Here is a 22,822-nt window from a genome sequence, read left to right on the forward strand (position 1 = left end):
ATCCTAATACCTTTATTTAGAATATAGTTCTGTATTTTAGTTATAATTCGGTATTGATTGCTATAAAAAAGCATGTCAGTAAATTATAATATTGTTAAGGCATGGAATTATCTGAATACTGAGCCCATCAAAACGGGCGGCGTTCTGTCGCACCGGACCGTTAAAGGAAAAGGGCACAGATATGAATAACATCATCAGTAACACCGGGGCGAAGCCGTACCCCGATATTAAACACTACCGGCTCGAGCCATTAATTGATTTAGCGGCCAGTCACATTATTGGCTATGAGGTCCTTAGCCAGTTGCGCGAAGGTTTGAATTCGGAACAGTGGTTTTCCCGGCTGTCAGGCCGTCAGCAGATTACGTTGTTACGCCAGCAAATAAATCGCGTCAGTGCAAAAGTCAACGCCGCCTGTTTTTATAATCTGACTGTGGCGGGTTTTATCGCACTTAATCATTTTGATATTGAAGACATCGCGGCGTATTCGCATGTGTCTCTTGAAGTGGCCGATGCTTCAGCGCTGAAATATCTAAATGATAAAGAACAATATTTCTTTTTTAAAAATATTGACCGCCTGCGTTTTTCTGGCGTGAACGTGTGGATAGATGATTTTTCCGCGAACGATTTAATCACGCTGCCGGACTATAAAGACCATGTTGATGGTGTCAAAATCGATAAAAAAGAAATCCACACCCGTCATCTGAAAGACCTTGTTTGGTTCATTAAAAAGGTGATGGGCGATGTCCCGGTATTGATCGAGGGTGTCGAATCCGAACGAGAGTTCAATAATGGAATAGCCTCTGGCGCAGATATTGCTCAGGGTTATTATTGGCGTCATAAATCAATGATTGCGGCCTGATCCTCCATTAACTTAATTTGAATTTGTCATCTAGAAATAGCTTTGTATATAAGGTTACTGTCATGCATTACTTTAAATTTAGTCCTGTTTATATTTTGGTTGCATCCTCGATTGCTTTTTCAACTGTATCTAATGCCATCGAGATCCAAGCTGGCGAAACTGTAGATATTAAGTCTGGTGCACTAACAGGAGAGATCATTGTTCACGAAGGAGGGGTGCTAACTGTATATGATGGAGCCTCTACTGAAGGCACGGTAATTAAAGGCACGGAGAATATTAATAAAGGTGCAGTTTCTTATAATGCCGATATTCAGAGCCGCGGAATTCAGCATGTATTCGGTTCAGCCATTAATGCCACTGTCGGTAACGGAGGCAGGCAACTTGTGGGTAACGGGGGTGAGGCTACCGGAACCGTTCTGCAGAGTAATTCAATGCAGGATGTGTATGACGGCGGCTATGCTGAAGGAACAGTTATTTATGAAGGTGGCGATCAATATGTTTTTTCGGGAGGCGTGGCAAATAACACGACTGTTGAAGGCGGTGGAATGGGACTTTTTGGAGGCAGTGCTGATAATACGACAGTGAATGCAGGGGGGGTATATGTATATGAGGAGGGTAAAGCAAGTAATACAACCGTAAACGGAATCGGGAGGATCGAAACTTCAGGCACTAGTGATAATACCGTATTAAATGATAAGAGTTATTTTCTAGTAAATGAGTACGGCATCGCTACCAATACGGTCATCAATGATTCTGCAACAATGTTGGTATATGACGGGGCCACTGTCAGTGGAACCACCATAAATGGAGGTAAACAGGAAATAATCGGCTCTACGGTTATTGACACAATTATTAATGGCGGGACGCAGGTTATCGGAAGCAAAGGGGCTGCTGTCAATACCACTCAGGAAAGTGGTCAGCAGACAGTCTACGGCACCATCACCGATACTACCCTGAACGGTGGTCAGTCACTGCTATTCAGCGGCGCGAGGGCTGAGGGCTATACAGCGATAAATAACGACGCAAAAATGGTTATTTATACCAGTGCATTGGCAGAGGACGTCACTATCAGAGGCGGAACACTGCAGGTGGCGGCATTATCCGACAGTTCGGTGGAGCAGGCACCTGCCCGCGTTGAAAAACTTACTATGGATGGAGGGGATGTGCTGTTCAGTACCGGCTACACCTACGGTTATGCGCAGCTGAATATTGGAGAGCTCAACGGCAGCGGTAACATCAGCTTCAACACGTCGCTGGCCGATAAAGCCGGTAACTTCGTCACCATCGGCCAAGGAAGCGGAACCTTCGGAGTCCTCGTGCAGGACTCTGGTAAAGAGATTGCCGACCACACCGACCTTACCGTAAACCTCATCAACGATCAGGGCGGAGACATTGATTTTACCCTGCAGTCAATTCGTGGTGCCAATATCCGTGCTGTTGATGGCGGAACCTACATGTACGTACTGAAGCAGGAAACCGGCAAGGACGGCATGGATGGCAACGTGTGGTACCTCGGAGCCGACACAGAGGACGGCGGCGACGGTGGAGATAACGGAAATGGTGGTGACGGCGGAGATAATGGCAACGGCGGCGATAACGGAAATGGTGGTGACGGCGGAGATAATGGCAATGGTGGTAACGGTGGTAATGTCGGCGGCTCGCTGGCAGTGACGCCTTCAACGGATGCTGTCCTAAGCATGGCCAATGCTGGTCTCAACATTATGCGCGGCGAAATGGAGGGCCTGCGTGTATATCGTCAGGGACGCAGCGGCGAAGTCAAGCACGGTGAAGGCAGTGTCTGGGGTCACTATCTGGGCAAGAAAAGCGCAGCAGAAACCAGCAACGGGGCTGCCTATAAGATGTACCAGAACGGCATGGAACTCGGAGGTGACATCGTAACCGGGTTTGACCGCGGCATCCTGGTCACCGGCGGCTTCATCTCCCTGACCGGTAACAACGTCAGGCATGCTCGCGGTGGTACCAGCACCGTGGACAGCTATGGCCTCGGTGCGTACTTGACCTGGTATGACAATAGCGGCTTCTACCTTGATGGCACGTTGAAGGCCAATCGTCTGGAGAGCAAGCTCAGTGCCAGCATGACCAACGGCGATATGACCAGCGGCAAATGGCATCAGTACGCCCTAAGTACAGCGCTGGAAGCTGGATACACCTTTATGCCGATGGACAGCCTGAGCGTGGAACCATTTGCACGCATGACCGGGACCACCATCAATGACGCGAGTGTGAAGCTCAGTAACGGCATGACTGCCAAAACCGGGAAAGCCCGCTCCCTGACCGCTGAAGCCGGAACCCGCGTGGCCACCGATTTCTTGATGGGCAGCACCACGTTCCGCCCGTACCTGAGTGTCGGCATCGAGCAGGAGCTGGTGCGGTCGAATGAAGTGGTGATTAACGAAGTGAACCGCTTCAGGAATAACCAGAACGGCACTGCCGGTAAGTACGGTGCGGGTATCACCGTGAGCCCTGCTAAAGATGTGACGCTATACGGCGAACTGAACTACCGCCAGAGCGGTTATGTGGATGAACCGATGCAAGGCATGGCCGGTATTCGCTTCAGCTTCTAATCCCCCGTGAACAGGAAGAGGACTGCGTGCCTCTTCCTGGTGTGATGGAACATAAACGTGACCTATCGTATTGAAACCCGTAATCATTATCTGCGTGTTGCCGTTAAGGTATTGTTTGCTCATATCCAGCTAGCGCAGCATACCTGCATCATTGATCTAAGTTCCTATCATTCACTGCAGGAGATTCTGCAGTGCATCAGGCGAAACAATGATGTGGACCGGTTTATTTTTATTGGCGACCGCGGGATGCATTCCCGGATCCTGCGTTCCCTGATTTCGATTGATAGCCATGCCCCTCTGCTGCATTACTATGAGACGCTCCGTCACTGTCCTGGCGTCAGTTACCATAGTGCAACGGAAGTGCTACAGAAACACCGTAGCATGAGCGATTACTCCCATCAGGACAAAACGACCGTGTACAGTCTGCTGATGCGGGATTCAATGCAGGGCGCTGCGCGACTTATTGGGATCTCTTGTAAACTGTTGTACCAGCGTGTGGACAGGCTGACCAAAAAGCTCTTTCTGCGGAGTGGCCTGCAAGCACACCAGTTCTTTCGCCAGGAATTTCATCCCGATTATGTCCGTGCCAGAATTGATGATCAGCTTCGTGCATCGCTGCGCCGTGAACGTAGTACAGGAATGGAACCCGATGATTTGGCGATACATCATCTTAAAGAACCATGGGGTGTAAGCAGATCCATACCAGGGCGTATTCAGAAAATGGATATTTAAAAGAGGGACCGACAAGGCCAGATACTCTTCACGGGTTTGGGCTTTTGCAAAACGTCCGCACATAGAAACCTTCAGTCAGACTGAAAGTATAGGGTAGAGAGAAAAGTAGCGCGTGCCGGTTAAGTCTTACAAACGGATTCGTGTCGATTATGTATGGTGATCGAGAAGAAACGCGTAAAGCGCTAAGGTTTGAAACTGGAAGGAGCTACGCAAAATAGGTTTTTTTGGGGCAAATTTGGGGGCAAAATCGTGCTGGGGGCATGATTTGGGGTGATAAAATGACCATTATTGTCTGATAATGTCCGCACTGCAAATATCATAAATCACTGATTAGTAAATAAGTTATTGTTTTGGTGTTGGTTGTGTTTTTTGCTAAGCAGTCTAACGCTGATTATGTTGTTGTGGGGATAAACATTGAGTAAACCGGGGAAAAGCATCCCCCTTTTCGGGCGAAAAGGGGGAGAGGGGCGTTACTTCAGCTCGTCGACCATGGTGATGGCGCGGCCAATGTAGTTCGCCGGGGTCATCGCCTTCAGGCGCGTTTTCTCTTCTTCCGGCAGCGCCAGACCGTCGATAAACTGCTTCATGCCTTCGGCGTCAACGCGTTTGCCGCGGGTCAGCTCTTTCAGCTTCTCGTACGGTTTTTCGATACCGTAACGGCGCATCACGGTCTGGATTGGCTCCGCCAGCACTTCCCAGTTGTGGTCCAGCTCGTCCAGCAGACGGTCACGGTTCACTTCCAGCTTGCTCACGCCTTTCAGGGTGGACTGGTACGCGATCAGCGCGTAGCCAATGCCCACGCCCAGGTTACGCAGTACGGTGGAGTCGGTCAGGTCGCGCTGCCAGCGGGATACCGGCAGTTTGCTTGCCATATGCTGCAGCACGGCGTTCGCCAGGCCCAGGTTGCCTTCGGAGTTTTCGAAGTCGATTGGGTTCACTTTGTGCGGCATGGTGGAAGAGCCGATTTCACCGGCGATGGTTTTCTGCTTGAAGTGGTTCAGGGCGATGTAGCCCCACACGTCGCGATCGAAGTCGATCAGGATGGTGTTGAAGCGCGCGATGCAGTCAAACAGTTCGGCGATATAGTCGTGCGGCTCAATCTGCGTGGTGTACGGGTTCCACTGAATGCCCAGAGAGGTCACGAACTCTTCGCTGAACTGGTGCCAGTCCACTTCCGGGTAAGCGGCGATGTGGGCGTTATAGTTACCGACCGCGCCGTTGATTTTGCCGAGGATCTCAACCTGCTCCAGCTGACGGTACTGGCGCTCCATGCGGTACGCGACGTTCGCCATCTCTTTCCCCATCGTGGATGGGGTGGCCGGCTGGCCGTGGGTACGGGAGAGCAGCGGAATGTCGCGGTATTCCACGGACAGCGCTTTAACCGCGTCGATGATTTTACGCCAGTAAGGCAGCACCACCTCTTTACGCGCGGTGGAGAGCATCAGCGCGTGAGAGAGGTTGTTGATGTCTTCAGAGGTACAGGCGAAGTGAATGAACTCAGACACGGCATGCAGCGCAGGGACGCTTTCCACTTTCTCTTTCAGGAAGTACTCAACCGCTTTCACGTCGTGGTTGGTGGTGCGTTCAATGGTTTTAATGCGCGCGGCGTCTTGTTCGCTAAACGCGGCAACGATTTTATCAAGGTAATCGTTTGCCTTTTCGTCAAAAGCAGGAACTTCCTTGATTGCTGCCTGGGCGGCCAGCTTTTGCAGCCAGCGTACTTCAACCTGAACACGGAACTTCAGCAAACCATATTCGCTGAAGATCCCGCGCAGCGCGCTGACTTTATCGCCGTAGCGTCCATCGACAGGGGATACGGCGGTCAGTGAGGATAATTCCATAATTCGCAACTCCGGGAGGTTAACAATGAGCAAGAATTTGTTTTGCCTGAGTGGTCAGGCGATTACGAGAAAACATTAACTGCAGGCGGCCACCGCCCACCTGGTGCCACAGCACGGCGGCGCGGATACCTGCCAGCAGGGACGCGCGCACTTTTGCCTGTACCTGCGGACTTTGCAGCACGGCAGGGGATCCGGTGACCTGAATACGCGGGCCCAGCGGGCTGATGACGTCAACATAAATGCCAGCCATAGCGCTCAGCAGCGTTTCGGACTGCAGATCAAAATGATCGAGCTGACGCTGCAGCCCGGCAATGCGATCGCCCAGCGTATTCATTGCGCCTTTTGCGGCGCTCAGCTTACGCTCCAGCACCATCAGGCTCAGCGTGTAGCGGGTCAGCTCCGCGTTTAATCCCTGACGGCTGCTGGCGTTAAGCACGCCGAGCAGGGTTTCAAGACCGAGACGAAGATTAGTTTCACTGCCGCCGAACACGCCCAGGGTCGAGCCGGGGTTGAGATCGATAACGCTGTTCAGTGAAACGTGCAGGGCATCTGCGTCGCAATGACCCTGATGCGCCAGCTGTTGCACCAGACGGGCTGACTGGCAAATTCCCGCCAGCGCCAGGGTGATGTCATAGTAGTTCTTCGCCACACGCTCTCCTTTATGTGTGAATCGTATTAAACAGCAGGCAGCGGCAGGCGCTGTTCGATGATCCCGCCGCCCAGACAGATTTCGCCGCTGTAGAAGACAGCAGACTGACCCGGGGTGACGGCGGCGACCGGCTCGTCGAAACGCACGTCAATGCGATCGTCATCGAGCGCGGTAATGGTGCAGGGAATATCGGTCTGACGGTAGCGTGTTTTCACCGTGCAGCGCAGGGTGCCTTTCAGCGGCTCACGATCGACCCAGTGCAGCTGCTGTGCAATAAGGCCAACGGACATCAGACGCGGATGATCGTGGCCCTGGGCAACAACCAGAATATTGTTTTCGACGTCTTTGTCGACAACATACCACGGATCTTCGCTACCTTCTTTGGTCCCGCCAATACCCAGGCCTTTACGCTGGCCGAGCGTGTGGTACATCAGCCCCTGATGCTGGCCAATCTCTTCCCCGTCGACGGTCACAATTTTACCCGGCTGAGCAGGCAGGTAACGTCCCAGGAAATCGCGGAATTTGCGCTCGCCGATGAAGCAAATGCCGGTAGAGTCTTTTTTCTTCGCGGTGATGAGGTCCAGCTCTTCGGCGATTTTACGCACCTGCGGCTTTTCCAGCTCGCCGACCGGGAACAGGCTCTGGGCGATTTGCTCGTGGCTCAGCGTATAGAGGAAGTAGCTTTGATCTTTGTTGCCGTCCAGACCGCGCAGCAGCTGGCTTTTGCCATTGACGTCTGCGCGACGCACGTAGTGACCGGTCGCGATGTAGTCAGCGCCCAGATCTTCCGCGGCGAATTCCAGGAAGGCCTTAAATTTGATCTCTTTGTTGCACAGAATATCCGGGTTCGGCGTGCGGCCCGCTTTGTACTCTTCCAGGAACAGTTCAAAAACGTTGTCCCAGTATTCTGCGGCAAAGTTAACGGTGTGCAGTTCAATGCCGAGCTTATCGCATACGGCCTGCGCGTCGGCGAGATCCGCAGCGGCGGTGCAGTATTCCTCGCCATCATCTTCCTCCCAGTTCTTCATGAACAGGCCCTCCACCTTATAGCCCTGTTGCTGTAACAGGTAGGCGGAAACGGAGGAATCGACACCGCCGGACATGCCGACGATCACTTTTTTCTGGCTGTTATCTGACATGGAATACTCACGACATTGAACTTCAAGGCGGCGTATTCTATCACGCCCCCCCACCATTGACACCCTCTGTAAACGGCCAGTTAAATGCGCCGATGACATCCAGCGGTAAGCGGCCAGCAGACTGCCAGCAGCGAATGCTTTCCGCAACCAGCGGCGAGCGCAGGTTTGGCGCGTTCAGGATCTCGTCGGCGGTAACCCACAGACAGCGATCGATATCGTCATCCTGCGGCTCTGTGGGGCACGTTTCGCTAAGCTCAACGGCGAATAAAAAGCGCAGAAACGGGGTGTGATCCGGCGCGATCCACTGGTGCATACGGATGAAGTGCTGCGGCTCAGCGTGAATGCCGGTCTCTTCCCACAGCTCGCGTTTCGCTGCCTGCAGCAGGGTTTCATTGGCTTCAAGGTGTCCGGCAGGCTGGTTCCACAGCGCTTTGCCGTTAATGCTCTCTTCGACAACAAGGAATTTACCCCTGGCGTGGACCACGCAGGCAACCGTGACATGAGGTTTAAACATAGTGACTCCTTAAGGGGTGATGTCGCGCCATTCGCCGTTTGCCAGCGTTTCCAGGGTGTAGCTGCCCATGGCGTAGCGAATCAGACGCAGGGTAGGGAAGCCGACGTGTGCGGTCATGCGCCGAACCTGGCGGTTGCGGCCTTCATAAAGGGTGATTTTGAGCCAGCTTGTTGGGATGGATTTGCGTTCGCGAATCGGCGGGTTGCGCGGCCACAGCCACTCTGGTTCATTTACGCGTTCAATACCCGCGGGCAGGGTTGGGCCATCGTTCAACGTCACGCCGCTGCGTAGTGCTGCCAGCGTCGCGTCATCCGGCTCGCCTTCCACCTGGACGAAGTAAATTTTGCCGGTGCGTTTGCCCGGCTGCGTGAGCTTCGCCTGCAACGCGCCGTCGTTGGTTAAGACCAGAAGGCCTTCGCTGTCGCGGTCCAGGCGCCCGGCCGCGTAGACGCCCTGAACAGGAATGTAGTCCTTCAGCGTGCTGCGCCCGGCTTCATCGGTAAACTGCGGCAAAACATCGTAGGGTTTATTGAACAAAATCACCCGCTTCGGCTGGGTTTCCTGCGGTCTTCTGGCGGCTTGTCGCGAGCTGAATCGCTCAACCCGGTGTTTTGTAAAAGAAGTTTTCTTCATGGTATTTTCAGGCGTTATCAATTGCCGCATTATAGCCTAATAACGAAGACCTTTCATGGCGCAGGACAATCAGGTACTATCGAAGGGCTCATTACAATTTATTAACATAAGATCAGTAACAACCAGAAGCGCTCGAAGGAGAGGTTAATGGAAAGCAAAGTAGTTGTTCCGGCGGAAGGTAAAAAGATCACCCTGCAAAACGGCAAGATTAACGTTCCTCACAATCCGATTATCCCGTTCATCGAAGGTGACGGTATCGGTGTAGACGTTACCCCGGCGATGCTGAAAGTGGTTGATGCCGCTGTTGAGAAAGCCTACAAAGGCGAGCGTAAAATTTCCTGGATGGAAATTTACACCGGTGAGAAATCTACTCAAGTTTATGGCCAGGACGTCTGGCTGCCAGCAGAAACGCTGGACCTGATCCGCGACTACCGCGTTGCTATTAAAGGCCCACTGACGACGCCAGTTGGCGGCGGTATCCGTTCCCTGAACGTGGCACTGCGTCAGGAGCTGGACCTGTACGTGTGTCTGCGTCCGGTTCGTTACTATCAGGGCACCCCAAGCCCGGTTAAGCACCCTGAACTGACCGATATGGTTATCTTCCGCGAAAACTCAGAAGACATCTACGCGGGTATCGAATGGAAAGCGGACTCTGCTGATGCAGAAAAAGTGATTAAATTCCTGCGCGAAGAGATGGGCGTGAAGAAAATTCGCTTCCCTGAGCATTGCGGTATCGGCATCAAGCCATGCTCTGAAGACGGTACTAAACGTCTGGTGCGTGCGGCCATCGAATACGCGATCACCAACGACCGTGACTCTGTGACCCTGGTTCACAAAGGCAACATCATGAAGTTCACCGAAGGCGCGTTCAAAGACTGGGGTTACCAGTTGGCGAAAGAAGAGTTCGGCGGTGAGCTGATCGACGGTGGCCCATGGCAGAAGATTAAGAACCCGAACACCGGCAAAGAGATCATCATTAAAGATGTGATCGCCGATGCGTTCCTGCAGCAGATCCTGCTGCGTCCTGCAGAATACGACGTGATTGCCTGTATGAACCTGAACGGTGACTACATCTCTGACGCCCTGGCTGCTCAGGTTGGCGGTATCGGTATCGCCCCTGGCGCGAACATCGGTGACGAGTGCGCCCTGTTCGAAGCGACCCACGGTACTGCACCTAAATACGCGGGCCAGGACAAAGTGAACCCGGGCTCTATCATCCTGTCCGCAGAGATGATGCTGCGTCATATGGAATGGTTCGAAGCCGCAGACCTGATCGTTAAAGGTATGGAAGGCGCGATCAACGCGAAAACCGTAACTTACGATTTCGAACGTCTGATGGAAGGCGCTAAGCTGCTGAAATGCTCAGAGTTTGGCGACGCGATTATCGCGAACATGTAATCCAGATTCTGGGTTAAACAAGAGCGGGGGCCTGAGGGTTCCCGTTTTTTTTGCCTCTGCCTGCGGGAGACAACACGATGTTAGCCACCGTCCTTATCGCTGTCGTTGCTTTCATTCATCTCTACATTCTTGTGCTGGAAATGTTCCTGTGGAATACCAAAACAGGGCATAAGGCCTTTAATCTGCGTCCTGATTTTGCGCGCGAGACCCGCGTGCTGGCCGCGAATCAGGGGCTGTATAACGGTTTTCTGGCGGCCGGTCTGCTCTGGAGCCTCTGGCTCGGGGAAAAGGGGATTCAGGTGGCCATCTTCTTCCTGACCTGCGTGCTGATCGCCGGGCTCTTTGGCGCAGCCACCGCCAGCCGAAAAATTTTGTATGTACAGGCCGCGCCCGCTCTCGCAGCGCTGCTTGCGTTACTCATCTGAAGCAATGCTTTGGTTGAGATAAGGCGTCCGATATACTGATGGCTTTACCCGTAAAGATTAGCGACGAGACTGTTATGAACAACGATATCCCACTGAAATATTATGACATTGCCGATGAGTACGCGACGGAAGCCGCTGAGCCGGTCGCTGAGTCAGAGCGTGACGCGCTGGCACATTACTTCCAGCTGCTGCTCACCCGTTTATCGAATAATGAGGAGATTAGCGAGGAAGCCCAGCAGGAGATGGCCACTGAGGCCGGGATCCGTGCGGGTCGCGTTGATGATATTGCGAACTTCCTCAATCAGTGGGGAAATGAATAGTCTGCTTCAAAAACCGTTATGCTGATGCTTTGCGATACAGCTCAGCATCACGCTATCGGACCACATGCATTTTTTCCGCAGAATATGCGAAGCGGGGGCGTCGATAAACAGCGCGAAAATAACGGTCAGACAAAAGAGTACTACTGGGAATAGTAAGGATAATTTCACGTTTTTAACCAAAATATGAGTGTGCTTCAGGGTAATCTACCGTCTGAATGTGACGACTATATGTTTTTGCGTAAAAAATAGAAATGCCCGACTGGAAAAAAACGGACGCGCAAGGCTTCGGGTTACGGTGCGACCCCGGTGAGTCGCTTCGCCAGCTCGCTTCGGGTGAGTGCTTTTGAAAAATACCATCCCTGAATCAGCGCATCGGGATATCTGCTTGCAATAAAGCGATATTGAATTTCATTTTCCACGCCCTCGAAAACAAGCGTTTTATTCAATCTTGCAAGGGCATCGCTGAAGATAGCAAAGATGTTTTGCTTATAATGCTCGCTGATGCCGTCCACCAGCGACTTATCAATTTTGATTTCATCATATTCAAGCAGCGAAAGGCGGGCGAGGTTCGAGTTCTGCACGCCAAAATCATCTATTGATATTTTAACGCCGAGCGATTTCAGCTCCTGACAGAATCCCTCGAGGATATCTGCCGTGGAAACGGCTTTCTCGGAGAGTTCGACCTTCATCAGGGAAAGGGGAAGGTGATTGGCAAAACACGCACGACGCAAAATGGTAATGAACTGTCCATCTTCAATTTCCTTGTGCCCAACGTTTATTGAGACTATCAGCTGGTGTTTTATCGCCAGAGGGGCAATTTCGGAAAGGGATTTTTCGATAATATTACTGTAATATTTTTTATACAGACCGATCTTCTTAATTAATGGGATAAACAGCTCCGGAGAGACGTCCCCGTGCTTTTGGTCGCGCCATCTCGACAGAACTTCTACACCCACGATTTTTTGATCGTGAATGCGAATAATAGGCTGATAGTTAACGCTGATGGTATTCGTGAGGACGGCTTTTATCAGCGTACGTTCCAGCGAAAAACGGTCTTCATAGATACGGAAGATAAATAACGTTATCGCAATCCAGATAAAACAGAGAATGACCGCAAGAAGCGCAAAGATAAACGGAGGTAACGAGGCCAGCCCGGCGTCGTGATGCTTCACGATGACGCACAGGTCCCAGAAGGCGCTGCACTGTGTCAGGGTCAGGGTAAACAACGTCGAATGCAGCCAGCTCTGCTGATTTAGCACCGTGGCGGCCGAAAAAAAGACTCTGCCGAAGTCTTTGGTGGTAGCACTGAGCGAATAGCTTGCGGTAACCGGGGTGAATTTATCGTAAGCATAGCGGGAGGTGAAGATAATAATATTATTATAAATTGCCGCATTACCCGTGAAAAAGTCTTTTCTCGAAAACTGGGCCAGGAGAAAGCCCCTCGGCGTTTTATGCAGTTCTGCAGGAAGTGCAACGGGCGTCGCGAGTTTCCCCCAAAAAGCGGTACAGACTATTTTTCCCTTCTCAATAAAGCCGATATCGGCAAAATAAAGATTATTAAGCTTAATTTGTCTGTAGCGATCGAGGCTGGTTTTATCGCATCCCTGCGTCGTGATGCTTTTGAGACCCAGCGCCACGCTTTGGGACACGTCTTCTGAATAATGTAAAAGGGTACGGGATATTTCACGCTGTTTGCTCTTCTGCTGACCAATGATTACAGCATTGACCGCATAAAGAGACAGGAAGACCAGAAGCGATGAAACAATAGCAACGGCAATGAGCTTTTTCATTTTCCAGTTATCCAGTCCGCTCCCTGATTTCACAAATCTTAACACAGCCAGGGCAAGGAACAAGCCTGATAGTCACGTCATGTGAGTAAATGCCGGCAGATGAACTCATACGAAAGTATCAGTTTTTTAAGACAATTCTCAGCTAAGCTATTTTCATTGTTATAAGCAATACCGGGTTAGCACAGGCTCTTCAACCAGAACATCCATGCTTGATTTTTCTATTAAGGAAAACATCGTGCGCAACGTGATGATCCCTATTCTTAGCGCTCTGTTTCTTTTTCTGAGCGGCATTTTGATTATTAACTGGCAGCTAAGGCAGATGGCGAAGCTGAGTAATAGTCATACCGCCACGGCCAGCACCCAAAAAATAGAAAACATTCTGGCTGAAGCCGTCAGTGCGGCCAGCACGGCAAAGCGCGTTGCGGCCGAAGGGTGTACCAGTAGCGGACAGCTGGCGCTGGGGACAGAGGCAGCGCTAAAACCGCATCTGCGCGCCATCATGATCGAGCTGCAGGGTAAAATCATCTGTACTTCCCTTCCCGGGAATGGCGTGTTGATTATTCATCCTGAGACGTTACCTGCCGAAAAATTGATGCTGTTACCCGGCAATCGACTGGTGAACGGCGTTCCGGTGCTTGTCTTTCAGATGCCCATCGCGGGAGGGCGCGTCATTGTCAGCATCAGTGACGCGCATTTGCAGGACGTCATTGCAAGCGCATCGAACAGCCTGGATCTGGGGCTGGTTGTCGGCGAAAGCATGCTTGTTCGCAACGGCGATGTGAGGGGCTGGAAAGCGGCCTCCTGGACGGGGTCGCTTACGGCATCAACGCAATTTCCCTTTAGCCTGGCCTGGCAACCTCCTGCCTTTTTCAGCCTGACGCGGCTTTTGCAGCAGGGATGGAGCCTGATACTGCTTATTCTCGCGCTATCGGTGGCGGTGGGCATTTTGATCCGCCGATACAAGGGGAAAAGCACCTCATTTGAAGACGACTTGCGTAAGGCCATTTTGCAGGGGGAGATCGAGCCTTATTACCAGCCGATCGTGAACGGCGATACCGGCGGGCTGTACGGCGTTGAGGTCCTGGCAAGATGGAAGCATCCAAAGTCAGGCTTTATCCCGCCGGATGTCTTTATTCCGATTGCCGAACGTAGCGGGTTGATTATACCGCTGACCAAAGGATTGATGGCGAAAGTGGTGACCCAGCTTAAGCCGCTTTTGCCTAAGCTACCGGACGGGTTTCATATCGGGGTGAACATCAGCGCCAGGCATATTAATGCGCCTTCATTCATCGGTCACTGTCGCGTTTTCGGGAAAGGGTTTCAGGGTAAAGAGGTTAAACTGGTTCTCGAAGTCACCGAGCGTGAACCGCTGGTCGATAATCCTCACCTCGTGGAAAACCTTAACATGCTGCATAACGCCGGCTTTGTTATTGCCCTGGATGATTTTGGTACGGGTTATTCCGGGCTGTCATGCCTTAATGCGCTGGCCATTGATTATATTAAAATTGATAAAAGCTTTGTGAACCGGGTTTCAGAGGAAAAGGACTCAACGATCCTGCTGGACTGCGTCATTGACCTGGCGAAAAAACTCTCTTTGCGCATTGTCGCTGAAGGCGTAGAAACAAAAGAGCAACTGGAGTATCTCAACCGTAATGATATAACCCTGTTACAGGGATATTATTTTGGTAAGCCCGTCTCCTATATCGATTTTATTAAGGTCATTTTATCTAAACCCAGGGAGGCCGTTAGTTTGTAAAACGAAATAAAGACGAGCTTCTGTTGTATGCTTAAGTGCAATTCATTTTCCTCTTATCCCGAGCTTTGTTACAGTGACAAGAGTTGTCAGCCAGGGATGTCAGGCGTGATAAGGTGGAAAAGCTCGTGCATGTGAAAAATACTTTTTACACAACAACCATTACCGTCATCATTGTCTCATTGATCATCTCGCTGTCGCTTGCCGTCCAAATTGCCACGTCCAGACAGCAGTCAATTAAGCAAATTAATACCAGCGTTGCTAACCTGAGCCATACCCTTGATGTCTACACCGAGGGGATCATGCGGCAAAGCGAAATGTTAATTACTACCGTTTCCGACATAATCGAAATTTATGGCATGACGCCGCAACAGGCGACCAATATTCAGCGGATGATAAATAATCAGGATAATCTTCTTACCCAGATTAATAATGTGGTTGTTTACGACGCTCAGGGCGATATCTTTACCGCGCTGCACGAAACTTTTACAGGCCCACGCAAAGGATCGGACAGGTCATTCTTTATCTATCACAAGGAAAATAAAAATCAGCAGATTTTTATTGGTGAGCCCGTGGTAAGCAGAACCAATGGTAAATGGGTCATTACCATTAGTCGTCGCCTTGAAACCCACACCGGGGCATTTAACGGTGTCGTGGTGGTGACGCTGGGTATCGAGAATTTTCTCGCGCTTTACGGGCAGATTAATATTGGTCACCTGGGCGTCATTGGCTTAACGACGCAATCCGGCGTGCTGCTGGTCCGTCACCCCTTTAAAAATACCTACGTCGGCACGATTTTTTCTGATTCACCCCTCTTCAGGAAATACCTAAAGGTACAAAATACCGGGATAGCCAGTTCCGTTTCGCGGTTTGATAAAATCGAACGCATTTACGCCTATGAGAAAAACCGACGCTACGGGCTGGTGACCACCGTGGCCGTCAGCATTGATGAAGCCCTCGCTCCGTGGCGCAAGCAGGCTATTCAGCTGGCGCTGCTCATTTTCGTTTTCACTGCGATACTTATCGTCGCGTCATACTTCCTGTATTCCGACTTATCCAGAAAAACCAGAGATAATAAGGCGCTGAAGATTATCGCTTCCGAGGATGCGTTGACCGGGCTGTACAACCGTCGCATTTTTGATGAAAGAATCCTCTCGGAAATCGCGACGTGTGCCGCGCATGACGCAGCAATTTCGATACTGATTGTGGACGTGGACTACTTCAAAAAATACAACGATAACTACGGCCATCCGGAAGGAGACCGGTGTCTGACGCTGTTGGGAAACAGTCTCAGGGAGAGCCTTACCCGTGATAATCAGATTGTAGCGCGCTACGGTGGAGAGGAGTTTGCGCTGATATTGCCTGATACGGATATTCAGGAGGCGCTTCGACTGGCGCAGACGATTATTCGCAACGTGTTCTCCCTGCAAATCGCGCATGATTTTAGCCCCTTCGGACGGGTGACGGTAAGCGTCGGGATTTCCACCGCGCGTGCGGTCGACATCGCGGGCAGCCAGCAGAATATCATTATTGCCGCTGACCAGGCGCTCTATCAGGCAAAGCGCGCAGGACGTAACCGGTACGCGTTTGTTGGGGTATGAACAGAAAAAAAAAGCCCACTCAGGAGTGGGCAAGAAATACTGGAAGCAATGTGAGCAATGTCGTACTGAATACCTGAGTGTTACGCTCAACTATTCAGTGTTGAGAAAGATAATCTTTCTCAACAAAAGATGCAACCCCACAGTTTATGCGGCTGGACCTTTTTGTTGATGAATAATTGCGCACTCTCTCATTGTGATGCCTATCACAAATTTCCTTTCTGAAATCCTGTGCTATTCTTTTTTGTGTCGTTGATTTAATGACAAAAACCATACAGAGAGGAAAGTTATGGGAATTTTATCCTGGATTATCTTTGGGCTTATTGCGGGTATTCTGGCGAAGTGGATCATGCCGGGCAAAGATGGCGGTGGGTTTATCGTCACCGTAATACTGGGTATTATCGGCGCGGTAGTCGGCGGCTGGATCAGTACGCTGTTCGGTTTTGGCAAAGTCGATGGCTTTAACTTCGGCAGTTTCGCCGTCGCGGTGATTGGTGCGCTGGTTGTTCTGTTTATCTACAGAAAAATCAAAAGCTAAGGCTTACAAGCGTGAAAAAAGGCTGCCAGATGGCGGCCTTTTTACGTAGTGGCGTTTACCACCAGCCAAGCTGCGTGCCGGCAAATGCCGCGATGGCAACGATCAGCATAACGAGGGTCGTTTTTCTCATTTATGCCCCAGGCGCCGCGTAACCACCGACAAAAAACCATGCTAAAAAAATCACCGCCGTTATAAAAATAACGACCGGGAAGAGGATCCCTATTCTCATATCATCACCTGTTTCGGTTTTTGTAACGCCGTAGAGTGTACGGGGTTAATCCATAGTGAGAAAGCGTGTTTTGCTTTTTCCTTTCTTATCCTGATACATCGCGACATCTGCGTCGCGTAATGCGCTGTCCGGATCGGTTATCTGAGGGTCCACTTCGATAACGCCAACGCTGGCTCCGGGGTAAATGAGGTTGACGCTACCCAGCCAGTATTCACCGGCAATAGAGGCGCTGAGACGCGTTTTGAGCAGCGTGACCTGCGCGTTATCTCCTTCGCTGTGGGATGTGCTCAACGACGCCACCAGAAACTCATCGCCGCCCAGCCGGCCAATGATATCGTCCTGCTGTTTTTCTTCCGTCAGACGCTTGCCCACTTCAATCAGGAACTGGTCGCCAGCCTCGTGGCCGTAGCGATCGTTAATCAGCTTGAAATCATCCAGATCGATGAACGCGATGACGGTGTTACGCTTAAGGTGCCGCGCCAGGGAAAACAGCGTGGTCAGATCTTCAAAAATGGCGCGACGGTTGGGTAAACCGGTAAGGGCATCCGTGTAAGAGTGCGCGATGAGGGCCGCATTGGCTTCGCGAAGCTGGGTTACCAGCGACTCTTTCTGAATGGACTGGGCAATCAGCCCGGCGAATAACTTCAGAACCTGTTCACCGCGCTCGCTAAGCGGCTTTCTGGCCGTGCTGGTGGCACAAAGCGTTCCGTAGAGTGAACCATCCGCAAGATGGACAGGAATACTCATGTAGGTCGTAATGCCGAGCGCTTTCGCCGCCTCGCACTCCGGCCAGCGTTCGGGAACGTCGTTGCTGAATACGGTGTCGCTATCCAGCGCGCGCTTGCACAGTGTTTCATCCCATGGGACGCTCAGCCCCTCAGGAATTGTCATCTGCTTGCTGTTGCGGGCGTAGAGGATATGCTGCAGTCGGGCTTCGATATCTACCTTGGTGAGGTAAGTCGACTCCATGTCAGTCACAATCTCCAGCATCTCCAGCAGCTGGCGAACGAGACCTTCAAGGGATTGTTCAGTGGCGAGGGTTTCTGAAACACGGGCAAGGATAATATCCGACATGACGTAGAATGACTCCCAGGCAGAAGACGTCTGCATCTGCATGTTATGCTGAATTTTTAGACTTCAGGCATAGTAAAACATGAATATAAAAAATTTAATATATGCAGGGAGAGGGCAGCAGCAGAGAAAAAAAGGCCCCGTTGTTGAGACCGGGGCAAAGACATCTTGATTACGGAATGATGTTCTCTGGTCATATCGAGAACATGCCACACTATAGTGTTGAAAAGTGCAGTTAAAATGGAGAAATCATGGAGAAAGGGGCGATGACCCGTTAACCTTAGATTGTCATGATGTCACAAGGATCAATGAGATGAGATTTCTGCTTCTGGCGCTGGCGCTTCCCCTGGCTGCCTGCACCGCGAAAACAACCCCACCCGATGCCCCGAAACCACCGCACGCTATCGGTATGGCGAACCCGGCCTCCGTGTACTGCCTGGAGAAAGGCGGGGAACAGATCCCGGTTCAAAGCCCGCAGGGCGTACGCACGGAGTGCAAACTACCGGGGGGCGAAGTGATTGATGAATGGACGCTCTACCGTCGCGATCGTCCGCAACCCGCCAGGTGACAGACGTATATTGCCTGCGATACACTTCTCTTTAGGATTATTCTTAGCCAGTTCCTGGCTACCGTTACCGTGAGAGAAGTATGTTTCAGCTTAAACCGGGCAGCATGGCGATGATCATCGGTGCCCGCACGGCGTCAGGCCGTCGCAATATTGGTAAATCTGTTGAGCTGTTTGGCCTGTGTCAGCCCGGCCTGCGTTTCGTTAACCCGGTCAACGGCGTGATGACGCAATTACCCGCTACCGCCGATCGCGCCCTTTGGCTGGTGACTGGCGATGTTTACGCCTTTGACAATCAGCACGGCTTTGCCTTTGTCCGCGCCGAACATCTGATGCCGCTCACTCCCGATGAAGCGCCGCAAATCCTCGATGAGCTGGCGATCGGCTGATCAGAGATGGCGCAGCCAGTCGGCTAATACCAGGGCGTGATTTTGCTTCGTGTCTTTGGCAGCAAAGAGCAGGGTGACGGTCTGCCTGTTCGCCAGCGTCGCCAGACGCATTCCCTCGTCAGCATGCTGCGCCAGCTCTTCCCGATAGGCTTTGCTGAAGGCGGCGAAATCAATGGTTTCGCTATGAAAGGCCTTGCGTAATTCATTCGAGGGCGTGAGCGTTTTACACCATTCATCATACGCGAGGTCCGTCTTTTTAACCCCGCGCGGCCACAGTTTGTCCACCAGCACCCGATAGCCGTCGTCCGGGCCAGCCTGCTCGTATACGCGTTTGCATTGAATCATAATTCCACCCTCCCAATTTAAGGTATTGTGATAATTGCAGAAGATCGGTAGTCTGAGGTTCCTTATGTTATCTGATAATACTCTGGCATAAGGAACCTTTCATGGAACACCTCCCGGTTAAAACGACGCTGCGCATTGCGCTGGTTGGCGATTACAATCCCAGTGTTATTGCGCATCAGGCGATCCCGCTGGCGATTGACGACGCCGCCGCAGTCCTTGACCTCACCGCCGATTACGACTGGCTTGCCACCACGGAGCTGACGAGCCCTGAAGATCTGGTGGGCTACGATGCCATCTGGCTGGTGCCTGCCAGCCCCTATAAAAACACTGAGGCCGCCTTTATCGCCGCGCGCTACGCGCGTGAAAACGGCGTACCGTTCCTTGGCACCTGCGGCGGATTCCAGCACGCGCTGATTGAGTATGCTCGTAATGTGTTGGGCTGGGCCGATGCGGCACATGCCGAGACGGATACCGAAGGCACCATGGTGATTGCGCCGCTGACCTGCTCGCTGGTGGAAAAAACCGATGCCATTGAGCTGCGCAAAAATACGCTGATCGCGAAAGCGTACGGCAAGCCGGAAATTGAAGAGGGCTATCACTGTAACTATGGCGTGTCGCCGGCGTTTGCACAGGCGCTGGAAAGCGGTGACATGCATGTTACGGGCTGGGACGAACAGGGGGAAATTCGCGCCGCAGAACTGGTCACGCACCCGTTCTTCGTGATCACCTTATTCCAGCATGAGCGTGCCGCGCTGGAAGGCCGTCCGGTCGTGCTGGTGCAGGCGATGCTGCGCGCGGCTCGCGGGTAGGAAAAGGCAGACCCGATGGTCTGCCACAGTCTTTAACGGGGCGAGATCTCGCGGTCTCGCCCGGCAAGCACGCCGCAGAGTGCCATTATCACGGCGGCCAGAGCGCAGCCCAGAAGCGGGATTTGCCAGTCTCCCGCGCTATCGTGAATTTTCCCCATCAGCGGAGGGCCGCAGGCGGCGAGCAGATAGCCAATCGACTGCGCCATGCCGGACAGAGCCGCAGCCTGGTGCGCGGAGCTGGCGCGCAGACCGATGAACGTCAGGCCGAGGATCATCGTTGCTCCAGAGCCAAAGCCAAACACCAGCGTCCACATCACCGCCATGTCAGGCATAAACCATAGCCCCGCCGCGCTTACCGCGCACATCAGCGCCACCGCGCCGGCGATCCCCCGCTGGTCTTTCAGACGGTGGAGGATCAGCGGAACGGCAAGCCCCGGCACGGCCGTGGCCAGCTGCAACAGTCCGTGCACCGAGCCGGCCTGCGCTTCGCTGTAGCCGTGGCTGAGCAATATCGCCGGCAGCCAGCCGATGATGACGTAGTAAATCAGCGAGTTAATCCCCAAAAAGAGCGTGACCTGCCAGGCGAGGGCCGAGCGCCAGATGGCGCGGTTATGCAGAGCGCCAGCGCCCGTTACCGTCGCAACGTGTTTCAGGCGCCACTGCGGCAGCCAGAGCAGCAGCGCGACCAGCGGAAACGCCATTAGCATCAGCAGCGCGCCATGCCAGCCTGCGCTACCCTGCGCCAGGGGAACAATCATCGCTGAGCCAAACGCCGCCGAGACGCCCATCGTCAGGGAATAGGCCCCGGTGAGTCGGGCTACCTGGCCCGGGAAGTCACGCTTAATTAATCCGGGTAACAGCACGTTCCCGAGCGCAATTCCGCAGCCGATGACCGCGGTTCCGATGAAAAGCAGCGCGGCGGAAGGCAGCGAGCGAAGTGCAATTCCGGCGCAAATCAGCAGCAGGGCGACAAACAGGCTGCGCTCCATGCCAATACGTCGGGCAACGCCTGCGGCAAGCGGTGAGACAAGGGCGAAAGCCAGCAGGGGCAGGGTGGTCAGCAGACCGGTTTGCGCCGTGCTTAAGCCATAATCAAGACGAATAGTGTCGAGCAGCGGGGCTGCGCCGGTAAAGGTGACGCGAAGCGTAGTGGCAATCATCAGGATGCCTGCAATCAACAGCGCGCCGTGTTTTCCTGAGGTGCGAATAGCAGTAGTCATTATGTTCTCATACGTTCAAGCGAGCGCACACAATACCGATTTTCCCGGCGGTTTAAATCAGGCTAAAATGACAGTTTATCGCTAAAATCGGACAAACTGATGATTGGTCTGGGACTGGACGGCTATGATCCCGATAGCCAGCACGATGCGGCCGTCGCATTTCGCATCCGCGTGGTGGCGGAGGAACAGTATATTCCCCGGCATCATCACCGTAAGGGGCAGCTGATTCTGGCCCTCGGCGGCGCGATCACCTGCGAAGTGGAAAATGCCATGCTGATGGTTCCGCCCCAGTACGCCGTCTGGATCCCCGGCCAGATGCCGCACAGCAACAGGGCCACCCCGGGCGCGCAGCTCTGCTTTTTGTTCATTGAGCCGGGGGCGGCAAGCTTGCCCGACCGCTGCTGCACCCTGAAAATCTCCCCTCTGGTGCGGGAGCTGATTTTATCCCTGGCGGAAAAATCGCGTGAACAACTCTCTCTTGCGGCCACGTCGCGCCTGGTAGACGTTCTGTTTGACGAGCTGCCGCTCCAGCGTCAGGAGCATCTGCAGCTGCCCGTCTCGCCCCATCCTAAAATTCGGCTGATGAGCGAGAAAATGGCGGAAGAGCCCGCCGCCTGGCAGACGCTGACGCAGTGGGCGAGCCACTTTGCCATGAGCGAACGCAACCTGGCGCGGCTGGTGGTGAAAGAGACCGGTTTAAGCTTTCGCCGCTGGCGTCACCAGCTGCAGCTGATCGTGGCGTTACAGCATTTGATCGGTGGGAAATCGGTACAGCAGGTGGCACAGACACTCGGCTATGACTCTACCACCGCGTTTATCACCATGTTCAGAAAGGGACTGGGCCAGACGCCGGCGCGTTATATGGCCAGCCTGACTACGACTTCCCAATAAACAGAGAGACAAGGCCTGCCGCAATCAGCGGCCCCACCGGAACGCCGCGAAAGAGCGCCACGCCCAGCACGGTGCCCACCAGCAGACCCGCCACCAGCGAGGGCTGGCTGCTCATCAGCGTAACGCCGCGCCCGCCCAGCCACGAAACAAAAATCCCCACCGCGATCGCCACCAGCGATTTCCAGTTTACAAACGAGTGCAGCAGGGTTGAAGCGGGAAGCGTGCCGCTGGCGATGGGCGCCATTACTCCGATGGTTAAAATGATGATCCCGATGGTGAGGCCTTGTTTTTCTATCCACGGGAAGAAGGTATTTAACGGGGTCACGCGAACAATAATCAGCACCAGAATCGAGATGGCGACGGTGGTGTTATGGCTGACAAAGCCGAGCGCGGCGAGTGCCAGAAGAATGAGCAGAGTAGGGTCAAACATAGGGAATCCTTGCCAAAATAATCAACTTGCTTACTGTACGCGCAAACGCGTCGGAGGACAGTTTTAAAAAGATTATATTGCTGTCATAACCTTGTCATT

Annotated in this window: 24 protein-coding genes; 13 read left to right on the forward strand and 11 right to left on the reverse strand. The window is 52.7% G+C overall.

Translation table 11 applies throughout. The annotated features are described in order from the left end of the window. Nucleotides 1-181 precede the first annotated feature (181 nt). The 3 genes from NI40_RS08880 (at nucleotide 182) to NI40_RS23870 (ending at nucleotide 4,176) form a co-directional block, all read left to right on the forward strand. Nucleotides 182-859, forward strand: coding sequence for an EAL domain-containing protein (locus NI40_RS08880; RefSeq protein WP_039261996.1), 678 nt, complete (start codon nucleotides 182-184; stop codon nucleotides 857-859). Between the two features lie 62 nt (nucleotides 860-921). Continuing rightward, nucleotides 922-3,444 carry an autotransporter outer membrane beta-barrel domain-containing protein gene (locus tag NI40_RS23625; RefSeq protein WP_082454905.1) on the forward strand — a complete coding sequence of 841 codons (2,523 nt, stop codon included), beginning with the start codon at nucleotides 922-924 and terminating at the stop codon, nucleotides 3,442-3,444. A gap of 57 nt (nucleotides 3,445-3,501) precedes the next feature. Further along, a complete protein-coding gene (locus NI40_RS23870) occupies nucleotides 3,502-4,176 on the forward strand; it encodes a hypothetical protein (RefSeq protein WP_139152910.1) in 675 nt (224 codons plus the stop codon). Nucleotides 4,177-4,646: 470 nt separating this feature from the next. On the opposite strand, the gene purB is transcribed toward NI40_RS23870, so the two are convergent. From purB to rluE, 5 genes are read right to left on the reverse strand one after another with little or no spacing between them, the layout of a single operon-like run. Beyond that, complete coding sequence (gene purB, locus NI40_RS08900) at nucleotides 4,647-6,017, reverse strand: adenylosuccinate lyase (protein ID WP_039262003.1); 1,371 nt, start codon at nucleotides 6,015-6,017, stop codon at nucleotides 4,647-4,649. Nucleotides 6,018-6,036: 19 nt separating this feature from the next. Beyond that, entirely contained in the window at nucleotides 6,037-6,666 is a 630-nt protein-coding gene (gene hflD, locus NI40_RS08905) for a high frequency lysogenization protein HflD (protein WP_032657965.1), read from the reverse strand. Nucleotides 6,667-6,692: 26 nt separating this feature from the next. After that, nucleotides 6,693-7,805: a tRNA 2-thiouridine(34) synthase MnmA gene (gene mnmA / locus NI40_RS08910; RefSeq protein ID WP_032657963.1), complete on the reverse strand. Its 1,113-nt coding sequence runs from the start codon at nucleotides 7,803-7,805 to the stop codon at nucleotides 6,693-6,695. Between the two features lie 40 nt (nucleotides 7,806-7,845). Beyond that, nucleotides 7,846-8,319 (reverse strand): NUDIX hydrolase, encoded by a 474-nt coding sequence (locus NI40_RS08915; RefSeq protein WP_039262005.1) that lies wholly within the window; start codon nucleotides 8,317-8,319, stop codon nucleotides 7,846-7,848. Nucleotides 8,320-8,328: 9 nt separating this feature from the next. After that, a complete protein-coding gene (rluE, locus tag NI40_RS08920; RefSeq protein WP_029739848.1) occupies nucleotides 8,329-8,982 on the reverse strand; it encodes a 23S rRNA pseudouridine(2457) synthase RluE in 654 nt (217 codons plus the stop codon). 117 nt (nucleotides 8,983-9,099) lie between these two features. On the opposite strand from rluE, the gene icd reads away from it, so the two are divergent. From icd to NI40_RS08935, 3 genes are all read left to right on the forward strand, one after another. Next, nucleotides 9,100-10,350 (forward strand): NADP-dependent isocitrate dehydrogenase, encoded by a 1,251-nt coding sequence (gene icd, locus NI40_RS08925; protein ID WP_032657958.1) that lies wholly within the window; start codon nucleotides 9,100-9,102, stop codon nucleotides 10,348-10,350. Nucleotides 10,351-10,427: 77 nt separating this feature from the next. Next, nucleotides 10,428-10,775 (forward strand): DUF1304 domain-containing protein, encoded by a 348-nt coding sequence (locus NI40_RS08930; RefSeq protein WP_023311240.1) that lies wholly within the window; start codon nucleotides 10,428-10,430, stop codon nucleotides 10,773-10,775. Nucleotides 10,776-10,849: 74 nt separating this feature from the next. Next, nucleotides 10,850-11,095 carry a YmjA family protein gene (locus tag NI40_RS08935; protein ID WP_039262006.1) on the forward strand — a complete coding sequence of 82 codons (246 nt, stop codon included), beginning with the start codon at nucleotides 10,850-10,852 and terminating at the stop codon, nucleotides 11,093-11,095. Between the two features lie 290 nt (nucleotides 11,096-11,385). Here NI40_RS08935 and NI40_RS08940 read toward each other — a convergent pair whose 3' ends face one another. Further along, complete coding sequence (locus NI40_RS08940) at nucleotides 11,386-12,885, reverse strand: EAL domain-containing protein (protein WP_039262007.1); 1,500 nt, start codon at nucleotides 12,883-12,885, stop codon at nucleotides 11,386-11,388. Between the two features lie 205 nt (nucleotides 12,886-13,090). Between NI40_RS08940 and NI40_RS08945 the strand changes: the two genes are divergently transcribed. The 3 genes from NI40_RS08945 to NI40_RS08955 all read left to right on the forward strand — a co-directional run bounded on the left by NI40_RS08945 (nucleotide 13,091) and on the right by NI40_RS08955 (nucleotide 16,774). After that, nucleotides 13,091-14,641 (forward strand): EAL domain-containing protein, encoded by a 1,551-nt coding sequence (locus NI40_RS08945; RefSeq protein ID WP_236918803.1) that lies wholly within the window; start codon nucleotides 13,091-13,093, stop codon nucleotides 14,639-14,641. Between the two features lie 113 nt (nucleotides 14,642-14,754). Continuing rightward, nucleotides 14,755-16,239 (forward strand): sensor domain-containing diguanylate cyclase, encoded by a 1,485-nt coding sequence (locus NI40_RS08950; protein ID WP_414453167.1) that lies wholly within the window; start codon nucleotides 14,755-14,757, stop codon nucleotides 16,237-16,239. Between the two features lie 286 nt (nucleotides 16,240-16,525). Beyond that, nucleotides 16,526-16,774 (forward strand): GlsB/YeaQ/YmgE family stress response membrane protein, encoded by a 249-nt coding sequence (locus NI40_RS08955; RefSeq protein WP_006174788.1) that lies wholly within the window; start codon nucleotides 16,526-16,528, stop codon nucleotides 16,772-16,774. A 130-nt stretch (nucleotides 16,775-16,904) separates the two neighbouring features. Here NI40_RS08955 and NI40_RS23875 read toward each other — a convergent pair whose 3' ends face one another. Together NI40_RS23875 and NI40_RS08960 are read right to left on the reverse strand one after the other, a co-directional pair. After that, complete coding sequence (locus NI40_RS23875) at nucleotides 16,905-17,003, reverse strand: YoaK family small membrane protein (RefSeq protein ID WP_029739841.1); 99 nt, start codon at nucleotides 17,001-17,003, stop codon at nucleotides 16,905-16,907. Nucleotides 17,004-17,048: 45 nt separating this feature from the next. After that, the gene (locus NI40_RS08960; protein WP_039262187.1) at nucleotides 17,049-18,077 is read right to left on the reverse strand and encodes a sensor domain-containing diguanylate cyclase; all 1,029 of its coding nucleotides are present in this window, start codon (nucleotides 18,075-18,077) and stop codon (nucleotides 17,049-17,051) included. Between the two features lie 310 nt (nucleotides 18,078-18,387). On the opposite strand from NI40_RS08960, the gene NI40_RS08965 reads away from it, so the two are divergent. Both NI40_RS08965 and NI40_RS08970 read left to right on the forward strand, forming a co-directional pair. Beyond that, on the forward strand, nucleotides 18,388-18,642 hold the full coding sequence (locus tag NI40_RS08965; RefSeq protein ID WP_039262011.1) for a putative hemolysin: 255 nt from the start codon (nucleotides 18,388-18,390) through the stop codon (nucleotides 18,640-18,642). Between the two features lie 80 nt (nucleotides 18,643-18,722). Further along, complete coding sequence (locus NI40_RS08970) at nucleotides 18,723-19,028, forward strand: periplasmic protein (protein ID WP_039262013.1); 306 nt, start codon at nucleotides 18,723-18,725, stop codon at nucleotides 19,026-19,028. Here NI40_RS08970 and NI40_RS08975 read toward each other — a convergent pair whose 3' ends face one another. Beyond that, on the reverse strand, nucleotides 19,029-19,373 hold the full coding sequence (locus NI40_RS08975; RefSeq protein WP_039262014.1) for a DUF488 domain-containing protein: 345 nt from the start codon (nucleotides 19,371-19,373) through the stop codon (nucleotides 19,029-19,031). Between the two features lie 101 nt (nucleotides 19,374-19,474). Between NI40_RS08975 and NI40_RS08980 the strand changes: the two genes are divergently transcribed. Next, nucleotides 19,475-20,182, forward strand: coding sequence for a CTP synthase C-terminal region-related (seleno)protein (locus tag NI40_RS08980; protein ID WP_033145239.1), 708 nt, complete (start codon nucleotides 19,475-19,477; stop codon nucleotides 20,180-20,182). A 32-nt stretch (nucleotides 20,183-20,214) separates the two neighbouring features. Here the strand turns inward: NI40_RS08980 and NI40_RS08985 are convergent, their stop codons facing one another. Then, nucleotides 20,215-21,402 (reverse strand): CynX/NimT family MFS transporter, encoded by a 1,188-nt coding sequence (locus tag NI40_RS08985; RefSeq protein ID WP_039262016.1) that lies wholly within the window; start codon nucleotides 21,400-21,402, stop codon nucleotides 20,215-20,217. 99 nt (nucleotides 21,403-21,501) lie between these two features. Here NI40_RS08985 and NI40_RS08990 point away from each other — a divergent pair, with 99 nt between their 5' ends. After that, entirely contained in the window at nucleotides 21,502-22,293 is a 792-nt protein-coding gene (locus NI40_RS08990) for an AraC family transcriptional regulator (RefSeq protein ID WP_033145241.1), read from the forward strand. On the opposite strand, the gene NI40_RS08995 is transcribed toward NI40_RS08990, so the two are convergent. Beyond that, a complete protein-coding gene (locus NI40_RS08995) occupies nucleotides 22,277-22,723 on the reverse strand; it encodes a DUF441 domain-containing protein (RefSeq protein WP_024908579.1) in 447 nt (148 codons plus the stop codon). The genes NI40_RS08990 and NI40_RS08995 overlap by 17 nt on opposite strands. Between the last annotated feature and the right edge of the window lie 99 nt (nucleotides 22,724-22,822).

It is taken from the genome of Enterobacter sp. E20 (genome assembly GCF_000801755.2).
Taxonomy (GTDB): Bacteria; Pseudomonadota; Gammaproteobacteria; order Enterobacterales; family Enterobacteriaceae; genus Enterobacter; species Enterobacter asburiae_B.